The following is a 14896-nucleotide window of genomic DNA, read 5'->3' as shown; positions in this document are numbered from 1 at the left end:
AAAGAAAGGAAGGTACGAGCATGCCAACAAAATATGAGGCAGGCACGTTTGATGTTATCGTGATTGGCGCAGGTCATGCAGGCTCTGAAGCTGCACATGCCGCAGCTAAAATGGGTGCTAACACATTAATGCTAACAATCAATTTAGATATGATTGCATTTATGCCATGTAATCCATCTATCGGTGGCCCAGCCAAAGGAATTGTCGTACGTGAAATTGACGCTTTAGGTGGCGTCATGGGAAAAGTGATAGATAAAACACATATACAAATGAGAATGTTGAATACAGGGAAAGGTCCTGCAGTACGTGCATTACGTGCACAAGCAGACAAAGTTTTATACCAACAAGAGATGAAACGTGTGTTGGAGGATACGGAAAACTTAACAATCCATCAAGGAATGGTTGAAGAGCTAGTTATTGAGGATGGAGAAGTTAAAGGAGTCATTACACAAATTGGTGCTGTTTATCGTGCTAAAACAGTCGTTGTGACAACAGGTACTTTCCTACGTGGTGAAATCATTATAGGTGATATTAAATATTCAAGTGGACCTAATAATCAGCAACCGTCAATCCGCTTAGCTGATAATTTAAAAGAGCTTGGTTTTGACCTAGTTCGCTTTAAAACAGGTACACCACCACGTGTGAATAACCGTACAATTGATTATGACAAAACAGAGATTCAACCAGGAGATGACGTTCCGCGTGCATTTAGTTTTGAAACAACTGAATGCATTATGGATCAGCTACCTTGCTGGTTAACATACACAAGCCCTGAAACACATGAAATTATTGAAGCAAATTTACATCTTTCACCGATGTACTCAGGCATGATTAAAGGGACAGGTCCACGTTATTGCCCATCTATTGAAGATAAAGTGGTACGTTTTAATGATAAGCCAAGACACCAAATCTTCTTAGAGCCAGAAGGCCGTAATACACGTGAGGTATATGTTCAAGGTTTGTCAACAAGCTTACCAGAGCATGTCCAAACACGTTTACTAAAATCTATACCTGGTTTAGAAAATGCGGAAATGATGCGTGCTGGTTATGCTATTGAATACGATTCAATTGTGCCAACACAATTATGGCCAACTTTAGAAACAAAACGTATTAAAGGCTTATATACAGCTGGTCAAATTAACGGTACATCTGGCTATGAAGAGGCTGCCGCGCAAGGCTTAATGGCGGGAATGAATGCTGCTGCCAATGTACTAGGTAAAGACGAATTAATTTTAAGCCGTTCTGATGCTTATATTGGCGTTTTGATTGATGACCTAGTGACTAAAGGAACAAATGAGCCATATCGCTTATTAACATCTCGTGCAGAGTATCGTTTACTATTACGTCACGATAATGCAGATCTACGTTTAGTAGAGTTAGCCTATAAAATGGGGATGATTCCACAAGAACGATATGCAAGTTTCAATGAGAAAAAAGAGCTGATTGAAAATGAAATTGCACGTCTTCGTGAAGTCATTATTAAACCAAATGAAGCGACTCAATCTGTTATTCGTTCTGTTGGTGGTAGTGAATTAAAAGACGGTATACGTGGTGCAGATTTATTAAAACGCCCTGAAATGCATTATGAGTTAATTTCTTCTTTAATTCCGGCAGAAATCGAATTGACGGATGAAGTGAAAGAACAAATTGAAATTCAACTTAAATATGAAGGCTATATCGAAAAAGCATTGCAACAGGTAGAGAAACTACACAAAATGGAAAATAAAAAAATCCCTGAAAATATTGATTACGATGCTATTTCAGGATTAGCAACAGAAGCGCGTCAAAAATTAAAACAAGTTACACCACTTTCTATTGCGCAAGCCTCTCGTATTTCTGGTGTTAATCCAGCTGATATTTCAATTCTTCTTGTTTATATTGAACAAGGTAAAATTGCGAAAGTAAGCAGCTGATCAACAACAGTAAAGTAAATAAGAGGCGGGCATACCATTGTGCCCGCTTCCTATTTTTAGGGCTATACTATTAATTGTAGTTGTATAGCTAGATCAACAAAGGAGACTTAACATGAACGAACAACAATTTATTGAGGCTCTGAAAGAGAAAGGTATCGAACTTTCTGATACGCAGATTGCTCAATTTAAAAAGTATTTTGAATTACTTGTTGAGTGGAATGAAAAGATGAATTTAACCGCTATTACAGATTTAGAAGGCGTATATTTAAAGCATTTCTTCGATTCAATTAGTCCTTCATTTTATTTTGATTTTTCAAAAGTAGTAACTGTTTGCGATGTTGGAGCTGGAGCTGGTTTCCCAAGTATCCCCATTAAAATCTGCTTCCCACATTTACATGTTACAATTGTCGACTCCTTAAATAAAAGAATTACCTTTTTAAATCATTTAAGTGATGAGTTACAATTAGAGAATATGCATTTTGTACATGCTCGAGCAGAAGAGTTTGGTCAAAATGTAAAATACCGTGAACAATTTGATGTGGTAACAGCACGTGCTGTAGCTCGTTTATCAGTTCTATCAGAGTTATGTGTACCTTTAGCAAAACAAGAAGGACATTTTGTTGCTTTAAAAGCCGCAGCCGGGGCAGAAGAATTAAAGGATGCTAAAAAAGCTTTAACAACATTAGGTGTTAAACTGAGAGAGGAATTTTCTTTCAAGCTACCTGTTGAAGAAAGTGACCGCATTTTATATATATTTGATAAAATAAAAGGAACACCGAAAAAATATCCGCGTAAGCCAGGTGTACCAAATAAAACACCAATTCAATAATTAGTGTTTCATGTGAAACTTCTCAAAGTGGAAAATATTTTTTCTATTTTGAGCATACATACTAGTTATGGATGGTTCACGCAAAAGACATCTATGAACTATATACATTTAAGGAAATATAATAAATAATAATAGAATGACACAGAGCAAGATAGTTACTTAAAGGTGGTGCCACTTGGATGAAAAGTCCTTTTTCACGTTTTTTTGGAGGCGGAAGTAAAACAGAGCCTATTGTGAAAAATGAAGTAGAACAAGCAGAGGCGGTTCATGCAGCGGAAGAAGTTATAAAGTTGCCTATTGATCAAATTGTACCTAACCGTTTTCAGCCACGTACTATTTTTGATGATGAAAAAATTGAAGAATTATCAAGAACCATTCATACACATGGTGTGATTCAGCCAATTGTTGTACGTAAAACATCAGAAAATCAATATGAAATCATCGCTGGTGAGCGTCGATATCGAGCGATGAAAAAGCTACAATGGACAGAGGTCCCTGCTATTGTACGTAATTTAACTGATAAGGAAACAGCATCTATTGCGTTAATAGAGAACTTGCAGCGTGAGGAGTTAACAGCAATTGAAGAAGCGGTAGCCTATCAAAAATTATTAGAGCTTCATGAGCTAACACAGGAAGCTCTTGCCCAAAGACTTGGAAAAGGACAATCCACTGTAGCCAACAAATTACGTTTATTAAGGCTGCCAGATGAAGTACAGCAAGCTATTTTGAAGCGTAAAATATCTGAACGACATGCACGTGCATTAATTGCTATTAAAGATCAACCATTGCAATTAGAAATTTTACAGCTAGCAATGGATAATGATTGGAATGTGCGACAGCTAGAGGAGCAAATCCAGGCCATATTACATCCTGTAGCTGACGAGCAGGAAGAAACAATCCCAAAGAAAGCTAAGCCGAAACGTAAGGCCATAAGTAAAGATGTGCGTATTGCTTTGAATACCATCAAACAGTCGTTAACGATGGTAACGAAAAGTGGGATTACGGTGAAAACTGAAGAAGAAGATACAGAAGAATACTATCAAATTACAGTGAAGATTCCTAAAAAGAAAAAAGTGTAATAAATTATTTTAGTAAAGTAATTTATAATCAAATTCATCACTGTATAGGGGAGATATCTCAAAAGATTAATTGAGATATCTCCTTTTTTGTATATATTCTTAATATTTTATACAACTCTCTTCAATTTTTTTGATAGAATGAAAGTTAGATAGCGGATTAAATAGTGATTTTACAAATGATTTGTCAAAGTAAACTTTGATAGATGAAAGCAGGTGCTTTTAAATGGGTAGAATTATAGCAATCGCCAATCAAAAGGGTGGCGTAGGTAAAACAACAACTTCGGTCAATTTAAGCGCTTGCCTAGCATACTTAGGTAAGAAAGTGCTTTTAATTGATACTGATCCGCAGGGGAATACAACAAGTGGACTTGGTATTAATAAAGGAGAAATACAAGGGTGCATTTATGATGTGCTCATTGATGATGAAGATGTTGAAAATGTCATTCAAATAACCAATGTAGAAAATTTATCTATCGTGCCCGCAACCATTTCACTTGCAGGCGCAGAAATTGAATTGGTTTCGACTATTTCAAGAGAAGTACGTTTAAAACATGCTCTACAAAATGTGAAAGAAGATTTCGATTATATAATTATTGACTGTCCACCATCTTTAGGGCTTTTAACAATCAACGCCTTAACAGCTTCAGATGCGCTCATTATCCCTGTACAATGTGAATATTATGCATTGGAAGGGTTAAGTCAATTATTATCAACAGTTCGCCTCGTTCAAAAGCATTTGAATCAACAGCTTTACATTGATGGCGTTTTATTAACAATGCTAGATGCACGCACGAATTTAGGCTTGCAAGTTATTGATGAAGTGAAAAAATATTTCCAAGATAAAGTATATAAAACAATAATTCCTCGTAATGTGCGATTAAGTGAGGCACCAAGTCATGGTCAACCAATCATCACTTATGATGCAAAATCTAGAGGTGCAGAAGTTTATTTAGAGATGGCGAGGGAAGTGATTAAAAATGGCTAAAGGTCTAGGAAAGGGTATTGGTGCATTATTTCCAGGAGAGTCTTTAGAACACAGTGGGCAAGTGGAAGAAATCCTATTAGATTTAATTGTTGCGAACCCATTTCAGCCTCGTAAAATTTTCGATGAAGAGAGTTTACAAGAATTAGCAGATTCTATCAAAGAACATGGGATTTTGCAGCCGATTGCCGTGCGTAAAAAAGCACGCAAGTTTGAAATTGTTGCTGGAGAACGTCGTTACAGAGCGTGCCTATTAGCAGGCCTAGAGGTTATTCCTGTTATTATAAAAGAGTTATCAGATGCACAAATGATGGAGCTAGCTATTCTAGAAAACCTCCAACGTGAGGATTTAACTGTAATTGAAGAAGCTGAAGCCTATCAGAGTTTAATGGAAAACTTACATTTAACACAGGAAGAGTTATCGAAGCGATTAGGAAAAAGTAGACCACATATTGCAAATCATGTTCGGCTACTTGCTTTACCAGAAGATGTACGTAAATTGATGAATGATGGAACATTATCGATGGGGCAGGGACGAGCCTTACTCGGCTTAAAAAATAAAAGAAGAATATCAGAAGTGGCCAATAAGGTAATAAGTTTAGGATTGAATGTACGTCAAGTTGAATTATTAGTGCAAAACTTAAATGAAGAAGTTTCACGTGAAACAATCCCGCCTAAGAAAAAAGATATCTTTGTAAGTGCAAAGGAGTCACAATTACGTGATTACTTTGGCACAAATGTTCAAATTAAAAAAACAAATAATAAAGGGAAAATTGAAATTGAATTTTATTCTGAAGATGATTTAGAACGTATATTGGAAATATTAAACATACAGGAAGAATAAAATAATATTTCTATAACTTAATCAGAGCGCCAAGCAAACAGGCGCTCTCTATTTTTTAGAGAGAAAGAAGGCTTAAGTGTGGTATTACTAGGAGCTTTGATAAATGCTGTGTTAATTGTAGCAGGAGCATTAGTAGGGCGCATTTTTAAAAATATCCCTGAATCTATGAAGTCTACGGTCCTATCTATTATTGGTTTAGCCGTCACATTATTAGGGATAAAAATGGGCTTTGAAAGTGATAATTTTATTATATTGGTAGTAAGTTTAGTGGTAGGTACAGTAATAGGTGAGTGGTTAGATTTAGATAAGCAAATGAATCGTCTTGGTAAATGGGTAGAGAGTTTATTTCGTACAAAACGGGATGGCCAAAATCAAATTAGTATAGCAGAGGGCTTTGTTACTGCTTCCCTAATTTTTGTTGTTGGCTCAATGGCTGTTATCGGTGCACTCGATAGTGGTCTTCGTAATGATCATAATGTACTCATTACAAAAGGATTAATAGATGGATTTACATCCATAATTCTAGCATCCACATTAGGTATAGGTGTATTGCTATCCGCTGTACCTGTCTTTGTTTATCAAGGATTAATAGCACTTTTTGCAGGTGTTATAAGTTCCTTTATCCCTGATGCCGCACTACAAATGTTCATTACAGAAATGACGGCTGTTGGCGGGGTTATGATTATGGCAATAGGGTTAAACATTGCAGGCTTAGCTAAGATCAAAGCTGCTAACTTGTTGCCAGGTATCGTCATTGTTGGTATTATGGTGGCTATCTTCTACACTTTTTAGTGAATAACGATGAGCAGCCAGTAATAATGCTCTTGAAAGCTTTTCAGCCATTGCATAAGAAATATGAAGTCTTGTGTTTTGTAAAACAAGCATTTCCATAAAGCCTCCAATATTGACGATTCCTTTCACGGAAATGTCTCCAATTGGGGGTAATTCTTTTTTTACAGCTTTTCCAGGGAATATCGGTCCACTTTGAACGGAAATATGACCAACATTTTGCTCACTGCCAAGACAGGCATCAATCGCAATAATGAATGGTTTTGTAGTATGATTGTGTAGCTGTTGCATTGTAGAATCTAGGTTTAGAGCATGTAAAGGATCTTCTAAGGATCCTACAATTTCATAAGGAAAGCTAACAGATTTTTTTAAGAAACTACCAGTTAATGGCCCAAGTGTATCACCCGTACAACGATCACTGCCAATACAACAAAAAATTAGTCTTTCATGATGAAACGGTATATGTTCTAAAAATAATGTACTTAATTGCCAAACAGCATTTTTACTCTCGTGATGAAGGGAATAAGGTAGTAACAAATTTGGTATAGTATTCATAAAAAAACTCACTTTCTTTTTATTTTTAGAAGTGCTCAATTTTTATGCAGTATACGCAAATTTTTAGCAAGTTATTCAAGAGGTGGTAATGATGGAAAAGAATAAAAAATTAATGGAGAAATACTGGGATAAGCTCACATCTGAGGATCTTTGGGAACATGTTATTGATGCATCTATAGAAATTGTGCTCATTCTATTAGCTTCATGGATAGCGGTAAGACTAGGTAAAAAATTTATTAAAAAAGTGTTTTTAATCCGTATGCGTTCACCATTAAGCCACTCAGAGCGACGCCAACGAACAATTTCAAGATTATTACAAAGTGTGATTTCCTATGTTGTTTATTTCTCTGCAATCATTGGTATTCTTTCTTCCTTAAATATAAAGGTAGCAGGTTTATTAGCGGGTGCAGGGATCGTTGGTTTAGCAATAGGTTTTGGTGCTCAAAGCTTAGTAAAGGATGTTATTACTGGATTTTTTATTATTTTTGAAGACCAGTTTGGTGTAGGTGATTATATAAAAATAAATGCTGCAGAAGGTACGGTTGTAGAAATTGGCTTACGTACAACAAAAATTAATGGTGCTACTGGTGAACAGTTCATCATTCCCAATGGTGCCATTGGCGAAGTCGTCAACTATTCTGTTAACAACTCCAAAATTTTTATAGATTTACAAATGGCCACAGATGCTGATTTTGAAAAAGCAGAAGGGGTTATTAATAAGTATTTAGAGACATTGCCTAAGATGCATAAAGAATTAATTGCCGCTCCAGTATTTCTAGGTGTGCAAAATGTTAAAGGGACAGAAGTAACCATTCGTATAGCTGCTGAAACCTTACCACAGCAACAATATGGAGTAGCACGTATCATTCGTCGCGATATTACGAAACTCTTTGAAGAAAATAATATACCAATGGCCTATCCAAAAATGATGTTCTATGGCAAAGATGAGGGGAGAAGTGAGTAAGATGGAGACAAAGAAATTTGGTTTAAATGATATTGTTGAAATGAAAAAACAACACCCATGCGGTACTAATAAATGGAAAATTATTCGTATGGGGGCGGATGTACGTATCAAATGCGAAGGATGTCAGCATAGTGTCATGATTCCACGTCGTGAATTTGAGAAAAAAATGAAAAAGGTTTTATTTTCTGCGAATGAGTCGTAACATCAGGCATATTAGACTTTTTCTGAGTGAATCAATATAATAGATAAGGTTATATGAGAGAAAATTTGAACTGAGTATAGAAAGGTTGTGTCCATTCATGGCATTAACAGCTGGAATCGTTGGTTTACCTAACGTTGGAAAATCGACATTATTTAACGCAATAACAAAAGCGGGCGCATTGGCTGCAAACTATCCATTCGCAACGATTGATCCGAATGTTGGTATCGTTGAAGTACCTGATGCACGTTTAGATAAATTAACAGAATTAGTTGTACCGAAAAAAACTGTACCAACTGCATTTGAATTTACAGATATCGCTGGAATTGTTAAAGGTGCTTCCAAGGGTGAAGGATTAGGAAATAAATTCCTAGCTCATATTCGTGAAGTAGATGCAATTTGTCAGGTAGTACGTTGTTTTGTAGACGAAAACATTACGCACGTTTCCGGTGCAGTAGATCCAATTGATGATATTGAAGTTATTAATCTAGAGCTTGCGCTAGCTGACTTAGAATCTGTAGATAAACGTTTACAACGAGTTAGCAAAATGGCGAAACAAAAAGATAAAGAGGCTATGATCGAAGAGCCAGTACTTCTAAAAATTAAAGAGCAACTAGAAAACGGTAAACCAGCTCGTGCAGCTGAGCTATCAGATGATGAATTAAAGGTAATTAAAGGTCTTCATTTGCTAACAATTAAACCAATGCTTTATGTAGCAAACGTTTCAGAAGATGAAGTAGCAGATGCTGACAACAACGAGTATGTGAAAAAAGTACGTGAGTATGCATCGGCTGAAGGTGCTCAAGTTATTACAATTTGTGCTAAAATCGAAGAAGAAATTTCTGAGCTTGATGATGAAGAAAAAGCTATGTTCTTAGAAGAATTAGGGATTAAAGAATCTGGTTTAGATCAATTAATTCGTACTTCTTATGATTTATTAGGATTAGCTACGTATTTTACTGCAGGTGTACAAGAGGTACGTGCCTGGACGTTCCGTAAAGGAATGAAGGCACCACAATGTGCAGGTATCATTCATACTGACTTTGAGCGCGGCTTTATTCGTGCAGAAACAGTTGCATATGATGATCTACTAGAGGCAGGTTCTCAAGCAGCAGCTAAGGAAGCTGGTAAAGTACGTCTTGAAGGTAAAGAATATGAAGTACAAGATGGCGATATTATGTTATTCCGCTTTAATGTATAAAAACTAACATGGGCAATCTATATGGTTGCCCTTTTTCGATTGCATAGTTATCAGAATTTTTAGTGTATGGAGGCAACCTTTGAATGAATGTTATGCAAATTAAGGAACGTGGGTTAGAGTTTGAGCAATTGGGGATGCTGCCACAAGATGTCTTAGATTATATTTATGAACAACAACTATTCAAATTGTTCACTTCAAGAGAATTAGGTGGTAAGGATTTAGATTTAGTAGAAGGTGTAAAGGTATTCCAGCAGATGTCTGCACTTGATGGCAATTTTGGGTGGCTCATTACGATTGGTACAGGTGGAAATGCATTTATTCCAACATTCAGTCAGGAAATCTGTGAAAAAATCTATTCTCCTAAAGAAGCAGTTATAGCAGGTAGTGGATATCCAACGGGTATAGCTGTCAAAACAGCTGGTGGCTACTATGTAACAGGGCAATGGAAGTATTGTAGTGGTTCTAATTATGCTTCGACATTTACGATGAATTGCTTAATTGAAGAAGATGGTATCAAAACAGAAAAAATTATTAGCTGCTCAGTGAATCCACAAGATGTTGAGATTTTGAATGATTGGTCTGCAATGGGTTTGAAGGCAACAGCAAGTCATACAATCCGTGTAAACAACGTTTGGGTGCCTCAGGAAGCTACTTTTCAATTAGGTACAATCAGAAATGATTATGGCAATTCAGTGCATAGCTTTCCATTCACCACTTTTGCGGAGGCTTCCTTTTTAGGTGTTTGTCTTGGGATTACAGAGAATTTTTTAGAAGAAGCTTTTGCTTTAATGAAGCAACGAAATGATGATATAAGCAGAACTGAACGAATTGGAGCCTTACAATTTTTATGGATGCAGCAGCAGAAACGTTTCAAGCAATGTGAGGAGCAGTTCTTCGCAACATTATCTGTCTATTGGCAAAAGCATCAAATAGGTGATGAATTAACAGAAGATGAATTATCACAATTTACCCAAATGACTAAGGATATAGCTGCTGCTTGCTTAGAGATAGCGAATAATTTAATACGCAGTCTCGGTATGGATGCTATTACAGAAACATCCACGATTAATCGAATTTGGAGAAATTTATATACAGCAGCCCAGCATGGATTTTTAACTCCTTAAAGTATAAATAGAATCTGTAGCTATTCATTTTAATCTACAGATTCTATATGTTTATGTAGTCTTACTTTACTGGGCATCCTTTTTCTTTGATGTATAAACATACAGCTTGGGTAATTTGGGATCATCCTGTACGATAGCATTTCTCGGATATTTCCGTAGTTCTTTATACATGGCAAAATCACCTACGGCACCGGCTATTAACACCGCCCCTATCAAGATTAAAACGGTGCTGTTAAGATAAAACCCAATGATAGTTGGGAGTACACCAGTTGTCCAGAATGGCAGTAATAGAGCCTTTTTCATAGCATGATTGTAGAGAGGTTGCTCAGTAGTTGCATAGGCAATGCCCAACTCTAAATTTACGCCATATTTCAAAGCTTTATAGGGCACTTTGCCAAAAATCATAAAGCCAATTAAATGAAAAGCCTCATGTAGGATAATAAAAATTATATACAGTACGACAAATAGTGCTGTGCCACCAACCATATTCCAAAAAGAAAAATGAAAATCTTTAAAGCAAATATATTGAATGGCTATAAATAATATGACAAGACCACTTGTAATGACAAAATTGTCGATCATTAATTTTTTTAAATCTAATTCGATAACGATAGGTTCCTCATCATTGGTGAACATGAAGGCACTCCTTTCATAGATAATTGAAATATACTGTTATTATATAATGAATTATTAGTTTGTGACTTGAAAGACATGTACCTATATGTTACAATTCATTGATGTGAGTAATAATTAATTACTTGCTCCTTGCTCCCTTAAATAGGAGAGCCTAAGTCCATAAGGAGGTGTAAACAGATGAGAAAATACGAATTAATGTACATCGTACGTCCGAACATTGAAGACGAAGCGAAGAAAGCTTTAGTTGAACGTTTCAACGAAATCTTAACTTCTAACGGTGCAGAAGTCATCGAATCAAAAGAGTGGGGCAAACGCCGCTTAGCTTATGAAATTCAAGACTTCCGCGAAGGTTACTACCAAATCGTAAAAGTAAACGCTACTTCAGATGCAATCAACGAGTATACACGTCTTGCTAACATCAGCGAAGACATCATTCGCCACATTGCAGTTCGCCAAGAAGCTTAATTATTAAATTTTTACAAAATGCTGAAAAGGAGGTTGTATTCTGATGATAAACCGTGTCGTATTAGTTGGAAGACTAACAAAAGATCCTGAGCTACGTTATACACCGAATGGAGTTGCGTCTACAAGATTTACAGTAGCTGTAAACCGTGCATTCTCAAATCAACAAGGTGAACGCGAAGCTGATTTCATTAGCTGTGTTGCCTGGCGAAAACAGGCTGAAAACCTAGCGAACTTCATGCGAAAAGGGAGTTTAATTGGGGTAGAAGGTCGTATCCAGACAGGCAGTTATGAAGGACAAGACGGTAAGCGAGTATACACAACAGATGTCGTGGCGGATAGCGTACAGTTTTTAGAACCCCGTAATGGTAGCGGTGCTCCTGCTCCTCAATATGGTGGTGGACAAACTTACGGTAATAACCAACCGTCATATGGCGGTGGTCAACCACAACAACAGTTTGGTGGCGCTATGCCAGGGCAGGGTTCCTATGGCGGCGATGCTTATCAGCAAAATCAACCACCTATGAATCAGCCGAATTATACACGTGTAGATGAGGATCCATTTGCGAATAGCAAAGGACCAATAGAAGTATCAGAGGATGATCTTCCATTTTGAGAAACTTAGAATGAGTAATCTGGGATTTTCTTAGAAAGCTTGTTAAATTGGCCTTTCTAAAGAGTTACTGTGTGTAATCTTAGACAAGGTTTTCATCTAAAAATTAAAGGTTATTTACAGTGCTTAAACTTACTGTGTAATTTATTGAAAAATATAGTATTACGGTGGTTTATTATAAGACATATGTGTAATCTTTAAATACTACAATCTGATAAGGAGGAGACACACTATGGCACCACGTCGCGGAGGCCGCAAACGCCGTAAAGTTTGCTACTTCACTTCAAACAATATTACGCATATCGATTACAAAGATGTAGATCTTTTAAAGAAATTCATCTCTGAACGCGGTAAAATTTTACCACGTCGCGTAACTGGCACAAGTGCAAAGTACCAACGTAAATTAACTTCAGCTATCAAAGTATCTCGTATTATGGGATTACTTCCATTCGTTGCTGAAGATAAATAAAATTTATTTATTAATAAAAGCACAACAAGGTTTTCATAACCTTTGTTGTGCTTTTTTTATTTATACTGTTTTCTCAAAGATTGTTGCTATAAAGGAAAGTTAGGATTATTCCACAAACGCACCCGATTGTGGAAGATCATAAGCATATTTCTTCTTAAACTAAATCACCTGTTAATTCAATTAGTAACACATTATTTAAGCAACGGTTGAAGATCTATTAGCAAGGGTGCATACACGATTAATGGAATAAGCAAAATTACTGCACCAATTTTTTTAATTCCCTTTTGTAATAGTAAAAGAGAAGTAATGAAAAATAATGGGTAAATAATAAACGCAATTATTAATATACCATCAACTAATTGATATAGTTTTCCTGAAAATGCTCCTATGAATGGGATTGAAATCCATTCTAGTAAGCTAAACGTAATAACTAATATCCATAACCATTTGAGTGTCATCACTAATCACCTCTAAATCCCTGATTGGTCAAAAAAGTAAAAAAACTTATTCCACTTTACATTATTATTTCAATGCATTGTATTACATTACCAATCAAACTGATTTTTGTTAAATTAAACTACCTCTTTAGTTTAAGTAAAAATCTTCAACGATAGGTACCTAAAATCGATATTCTTATCTACTTTGCAAACGAATTACACAATTTAATAAGGTTAGATTCTGATATAAGACTATTGGAAAATATTTTTTCAATTATAAGCACTGATCAGTTTTTAGGTAAGATTATTTTCTAAAATTATTTTATATAAAATGTCACCAAATGGTATCTTCATGTGTGTTATAAGTGAAAGGAGTTGATGGATGTTGCAACAATTAGTTTGGTCGAACGAACTAGATATAGAACGAATTGTTGATAAATATGGAAATATGCTTTTTAGAATGTGTCTCGTTATTCTATGTAATGAGAATGATGCAGAGGATGTCGTACAAGATACTTTTATTACCTATCTAACTAAATCTACACCATTTAACGATTCAGAACATGAGAAAGCATGGTTGATTACTATTGCTACAAATCGCTGCAAGAATATGAGAAGGTACAATATTATTCGTAAACATATGGATATCAATGATTTGCAACTATATTGTAAGGATGATGAAAACTATGATTTAATCGAACATCTTATGAGATTGCCAAATAAACATAAGATTGTATTGTTACTTCATTATGTAGAGGGCTATAAAGTAGATGAAATAGCAAAAATACTTGCCATTACTACTTCAGCAGTTAAAAAGCGATTACAACGTGGAAGAGAGCTTATTCGAGAAAGATATCGAAAGGAGAATGAATGATGAACTTTGATAAAATTAAAGAAGCGGTTAATTCTATTGAAATGTCAAAAACTATGAAAAATCGCCTGAAAGAGAATAGTAATATTATTAAAAAGAAAAAATCGGGACAATTAAATTTTAAAAGGTGGATTTCTGTAGCTTGTGCATTTGGAATCCTATTGTCAATTATGATAGGCATTCCACTTTTCAATAAGAATGGAAACTTTCAAGGCGCAAATTTTGCAATCACAGCTTATGCATTGAGTAATGATGGGAATCAGTCTAATACCAAACTTTCATCAGATAAAGCCACTTTTGAATTATCAACTGAAACTAGAGGTATTACAATTGATCGAACTGGTGATACAGGTGGTTTAATTTTTACAAATATTATGCTAAATATAAGTGGAGAACATATCGACTCAATTACTTATACCATTAACAAAGGCAAGTTTTTAGAGGATGTTATACTAACAGCTAAAGAATATGCAGACAAAGACTGGTTATTGTCAGAAAAGATAGTCACCATTGGAAATTCGCCTGGTTCAGATATATATTCTGCTACAAAGGACATTGGAAATACCTATACAGTTAAGTATAATGAACAGGATAAATATAAATATTCATTTGTAATTCATCATGATGGTAATTTGGTAATAGATGATGACATAATAATCAAAGTAATTATAAAATATACAGATGGAAAGTCTGAACAACAAGATATTATTGTAACTCAAGAATCAAATTCTATCGAATCAAAATCTATTTCATTAAAGCTAAATTAAAATAATCGAGATGATAATACTAATGTACAAAGAACTAAGTTAACTGGAGAAAAGAAGAACTAGTAGAAAAATCTACAGGATAGATTAGAAACCAAACATTGGCGAGGATACTTATTACTCTTGGTAGTATTGTTGGCTACGGAATTTATGTAGGATTTAGAA

Annotated in this window: 18 protein-coding genes; 15 read left to right on the top strand and 3 right to left on the bottom strand. The window is 35.4% G+C overall.

Annotated elements, in window-relative coordinates; translation table 11 throughout:
* Positions 1-20: 20 nt before the first annotated feature.
* The 6 genes from mnmG (at position 21) to ACEVFT_RS12750 (ending at position 6439) form a co-directional block, all read left to right on the top strand.
* Positions 21-1913, top strand: a complete 1893-nt coding sequence (gene mnmG / locus ACEVFT_RS12775; protein ID WP_393950164.1) for a tRNA uridine-5-carboxymethylaminomethyl(34) synthesis enzyme MnmG — start codon at positions 21-23, stop codon at positions 1911-1913.
* A 112-nt stretch (positions 1914-2025) separates the two neighbouring features.
* On the top strand, positions 2026-2742 hold the full coding sequence (rsmG, locus tag ACEVFT_RS12770) for a 16S rRNA (guanine(527)-N(7))-methyltransferase RsmG (RefSeq protein WP_205446305.1): 717 nt from the start codon (positions 2026-2028) through the stop codon (positions 2740-2742).
* Positions 2743-2921: 179 nt separating this feature from the next.
* The gene (noc, locus tag ACEVFT_RS12765) at positions 2922-3821 is read left to right on the top strand and encodes a nucleoid occlusion protein (RefSeq protein ID WP_205446304.1); all 900 of its coding nucleotides are present in this window, start codon (positions 2922-2924) and stop codon (positions 3819-3821) included.
* A 223-nt stretch (positions 3822-4044) separates the two neighbouring features.
* Complete coding sequence (locus ACEVFT_RS12760) at positions 4045-4806, top strand: ParA family protein (protein ID WP_205446303.1); 762 nt, start codon at positions 4045-4047, stop codon at positions 4804-4806.
* A complete protein-coding gene (locus ACEVFT_RS12755; RefSeq protein WP_205446302.1) occupies positions 4799-5647 on the top strand; it encodes a ParB/RepB/Spo0J family partition protein in 849 nt (282 codons plus the stop codon). Before ACEVFT_RS12760 ends, ACEVFT_RS12755 begins: the two co-directional genes overlap by 8 nt.
* 78 nt (positions 5648-5725) lie before the next feature.
* On the top strand, positions 5726-6439 hold the full coding sequence (locus tag ACEVFT_RS12750; protein WP_205446301.1) for a DUF554 domain-containing protein: 714 nt from the start codon (positions 5726-5728) through the stop codon (positions 6437-6439).
* On the opposite strand, the gene yyaC is transcribed toward ACEVFT_RS12750, so the two are convergent.
* Positions 6359-6991, bottom strand: a complete 633-nt coding sequence (gene yyaC / locus ACEVFT_RS12745) for a spore protease YyaC (RefSeq protein WP_338652191.1) — start codon at positions 6989-6991, stop codon at positions 6359-6361. The genes ACEVFT_RS12750 and yyaC overlap by 81 nt on opposite strands.
* Positions 6992-7082: 91 nt before the next feature.
* On the opposite strand from yyaC, the gene ACEVFT_RS12740 reads away from it, so the two are divergent.
* The 4 genes from ACEVFT_RS12740 to ACEVFT_RS12725 all read left to right on the top strand — a co-directional run bounded on the left by ACEVFT_RS12740 (position 7083) and on the right by ACEVFT_RS12725 (position 10479).
* The gene (locus tag ACEVFT_RS12740; protein WP_205446299.1) at positions 7083-7955 is read left to right on the top strand and encodes a mechanosensitive ion channel family protein; all 873 of its coding nucleotides are present in this window, start codon (positions 7083-7085) and stop codon (positions 7953-7955) included.
* Between the two features lies 1 nt (position 7956).
* Complete coding sequence (locus ACEVFT_RS12735) at positions 7957-8157, top strand: DUF951 domain-containing protein (protein ID WP_205446298.1); 201 nt, start codon at positions 7957-7959, stop codon at positions 8155-8157.
* A gap of 97 nt (positions 8158-8254) precedes the next feature.
* Positions 8255-9355, top strand: coding sequence for a redox-regulated ATPase YchF (ychF, locus tag ACEVFT_RS12730; protein WP_016994923.1), 1101 nt, complete (start codon positions 8255-8257; stop codon positions 9353-9355).
* Between the two features lie 83 nt (positions 9356-9438).
* On the top strand, positions 9439-10479 hold the full coding sequence (locus ACEVFT_RS12725; protein WP_393950159.1) for an acyl-CoA dehydrogenase family protein: 1041 nt from the start codon (positions 9439-9441) through the stop codon (positions 10477-10479).
* A gap of 66 nt (positions 10480-10545) precedes the next feature.
* Here ACEVFT_RS12725 and ACEVFT_RS12720 read toward each other — a convergent pair whose 3' ends face one another.
* Positions 10546-11115 (bottom strand): DUF3267 domain-containing protein, encoded by a 570-nt coding sequence (locus ACEVFT_RS12720; RefSeq protein ID WP_393950157.1) that lies wholly within the window; start codon positions 11113-11115, stop codon positions 10546-10548.
* Positions 11116-11292: 177 nt separating this feature from the next.
* Between ACEVFT_RS12720 and rpsF the strand changes: the two genes are divergently transcribed.
* From rpsF to rpsR, 3 genes are all read left to right on the top strand, one after another.
* Positions 11293-11580, top strand: coding sequence for a 30S ribosomal protein S6 (gene rpsF / locus ACEVFT_RS12715; RefSeq protein ID WP_205446295.1), 288 nt, complete (start codon positions 11293-11295; stop codon positions 11578-11580).
* 43 nt (positions 11581-11623) lie between these two features.
* Complete coding sequence (gene ssb / locus ACEVFT_RS12710) at positions 11624-12193, top strand: single-stranded DNA-binding protein (RefSeq protein ID WP_054610250.1); 570 nt, start codon at positions 11624-11626, stop codon at positions 12191-12193.
* A gap of 229 nt (positions 12194-12422) precedes the next feature.
* Entirely contained in the window at positions 12423-12659 is a 237-nt protein-coding gene (rpsR, locus tag ACEVFT_RS12705; RefSeq protein WP_004233359.1) for a 30S ribosomal protein S18, read from the top strand.
* Positions 12660-12850: 191 nt separating this feature from the next.
* On the opposite strand, the gene ACEVFT_RS12700 is transcribed toward rpsR, so the two are convergent.
* Positions 12851-13117 carry a hypothetical protein gene (locus tag ACEVFT_RS12700; RefSeq protein ID WP_393950154.1) on the bottom strand — a complete coding sequence of 89 codons (267 nt, stop codon included), beginning with the start codon at positions 13115-13117 and terminating at the stop codon, positions 12851-12853.
* A 361-nt stretch (positions 13118-13478) separates the two neighbouring features.
* Between ACEVFT_RS12700 and ACEVFT_RS12695 the strand changes: the two genes are divergently transcribed.
* Together ACEVFT_RS12695 and ACEVFT_RS12690 are read left to right on the top strand one after the other, a co-directional pair.
* The gene (locus ACEVFT_RS12695; RefSeq protein WP_393950152.1) at positions 13479-13970 is read left to right on the top strand and encodes an RNA polymerase sigma factor; all 492 of its coding nucleotides are present in this window, start codon (positions 13479-13481) and stop codon (positions 13968-13970) included.
* Positions 13970-14734, top strand: coding sequence for a hypothetical protein (locus ACEVFT_RS12690; RefSeq protein ID WP_393950150.1), 765 nt, complete (start codon positions 13970-13972; stop codon positions 14732-14734). The genes ACEVFT_RS12695 and ACEVFT_RS12690 overlap by 1 nt, the downstream gene beginning before the upstream one ends.
* Positions 14735-14896: the final 162 nt, after the last annotated feature.

This window comes from Lysinibacillus sp. PWR01, from assembly GCF_043359455.1.
In the GTDB taxonomy this organism is placed as follows: domain Bacteria; phylum Bacillota; class Bacilli; order Bacillales_A; family Planococcaceae; genus Lysinibacillus; species Lysinibacillus fusiformis_F.
This window is presented reverse-complemented; position numbering and strand designations above follow the sequence as displayed.

Bases quoted from the DNA above. Each gene is read 5' to 3' on its own strand.
- mnmG (WP_393950164.1), top strand. From the start codon at position 21: ATGCCAACAAAATATGAGGCAGGCACGTTTGATGTTATCGTGATTGGC.
- rsmG (WP_205446305.1), top strand. From the start codon at position 2,026: ATGAACGAACAACAATTTATTGAGGCTCTGAAAGAGAAAGGTATCGAA.
- noc (WP_205446304.1), top strand. From the start codon at position 2,922: ATGAAAAGTCCTTTTTCACGTTTTTTTGGAGGCGGAAGTAAAACAGAG.
- ACEVFT_RS12760 (WP_205446303.1), top strand. From the start codon at position 4,045: ATGGGTAGAATTATAGCAATCGCCAATCAAAAGGGTGGCGTAGGTAAA.
- ACEVFT_RS12755 (WP_205446302.1), top strand. From the start codon at position 4,799: ATGGCTAAAGGTCTAGGAAAGGGTATTGGTGCATTATTTCCAGGAGAG.
- yyaC (WP_338652191.1), bottom strand. From the start codon at position 6,991: ATGAATACTATACCAAATTTGTTACTACCTTATTCCCTTCATCACGAG.
- ACEVFT_RS12740 (WP_205446299.1), top strand. From the start codon at position 7,083: ATGGAAAAGAATAAAAAATTAATGGAGAAATACTGGGATAAGCTCACA.
- ACEVFT_RS12735 (WP_205446298.1), top strand. From the start codon at position 7,957: ATGGAGACAAAGAAATTTGGTTTAAATGATATTGTTGAAATGAAAAAA.
- ychF (WP_016994923.1), top strand. From the start codon at position 8,255: ATGGCATTAACAGCTGGAATCGTTGGTTTACCTAACGTTGGAAAATCG.
- ACEVFT_RS12725 (WP_393950159.1), top strand. From the start codon at position 9,439: ATGAATGTTATGCAAATTAAGGAACGTGGGTTAGAGTTTGAGCAATTG.
- ACEVFT_RS12720 (WP_393950157.1), bottom strand. From the start codon at position 11,115: ATGTTCACCAATGATGAGGAACCTATCGTTATCGAATTAGATTTAAAA.
- rpsF (WP_205446295.1), top strand. From the start codon at position 11,293: ATGAGAAAATACGAATTAATGTACATCGTACGTCCGAACATTGAAGAC.
- ssb (WP_054610250.1), top strand. From the start codon at position 11,624: ATGATAAACCGTGTCGTATTAGTTGGAAGACTAACAAAAGATCCTGAG.
- rpsR (WP_004233359.1), top strand. From the start codon at position 12,423: ATGGCACCACGTCGCGGAGGCCGCAAACGCCGTAAAGTTTGCTACTTC.
- ACEVFT_RS12700 (WP_393950154.1), bottom strand. From the start codon at position 13,117: ATGACACTCAAATGGTTATGGATATTAGTTATTACGTTTAGCTTACTA.
- ACEVFT_RS12695 (WP_393950152.1), top strand. From the start codon at position 13,479: ATGTTGCAACAATTAGTTTGGTCGAACGAACTAGATATAGAACGAATT.
- ACEVFT_RS12690 (WP_393950150.1), top strand. From the start codon at position 13,970: ATGAACTTTGATAAAATTAAAGAAGCGGTTAATTCTATTGAAATGTCA.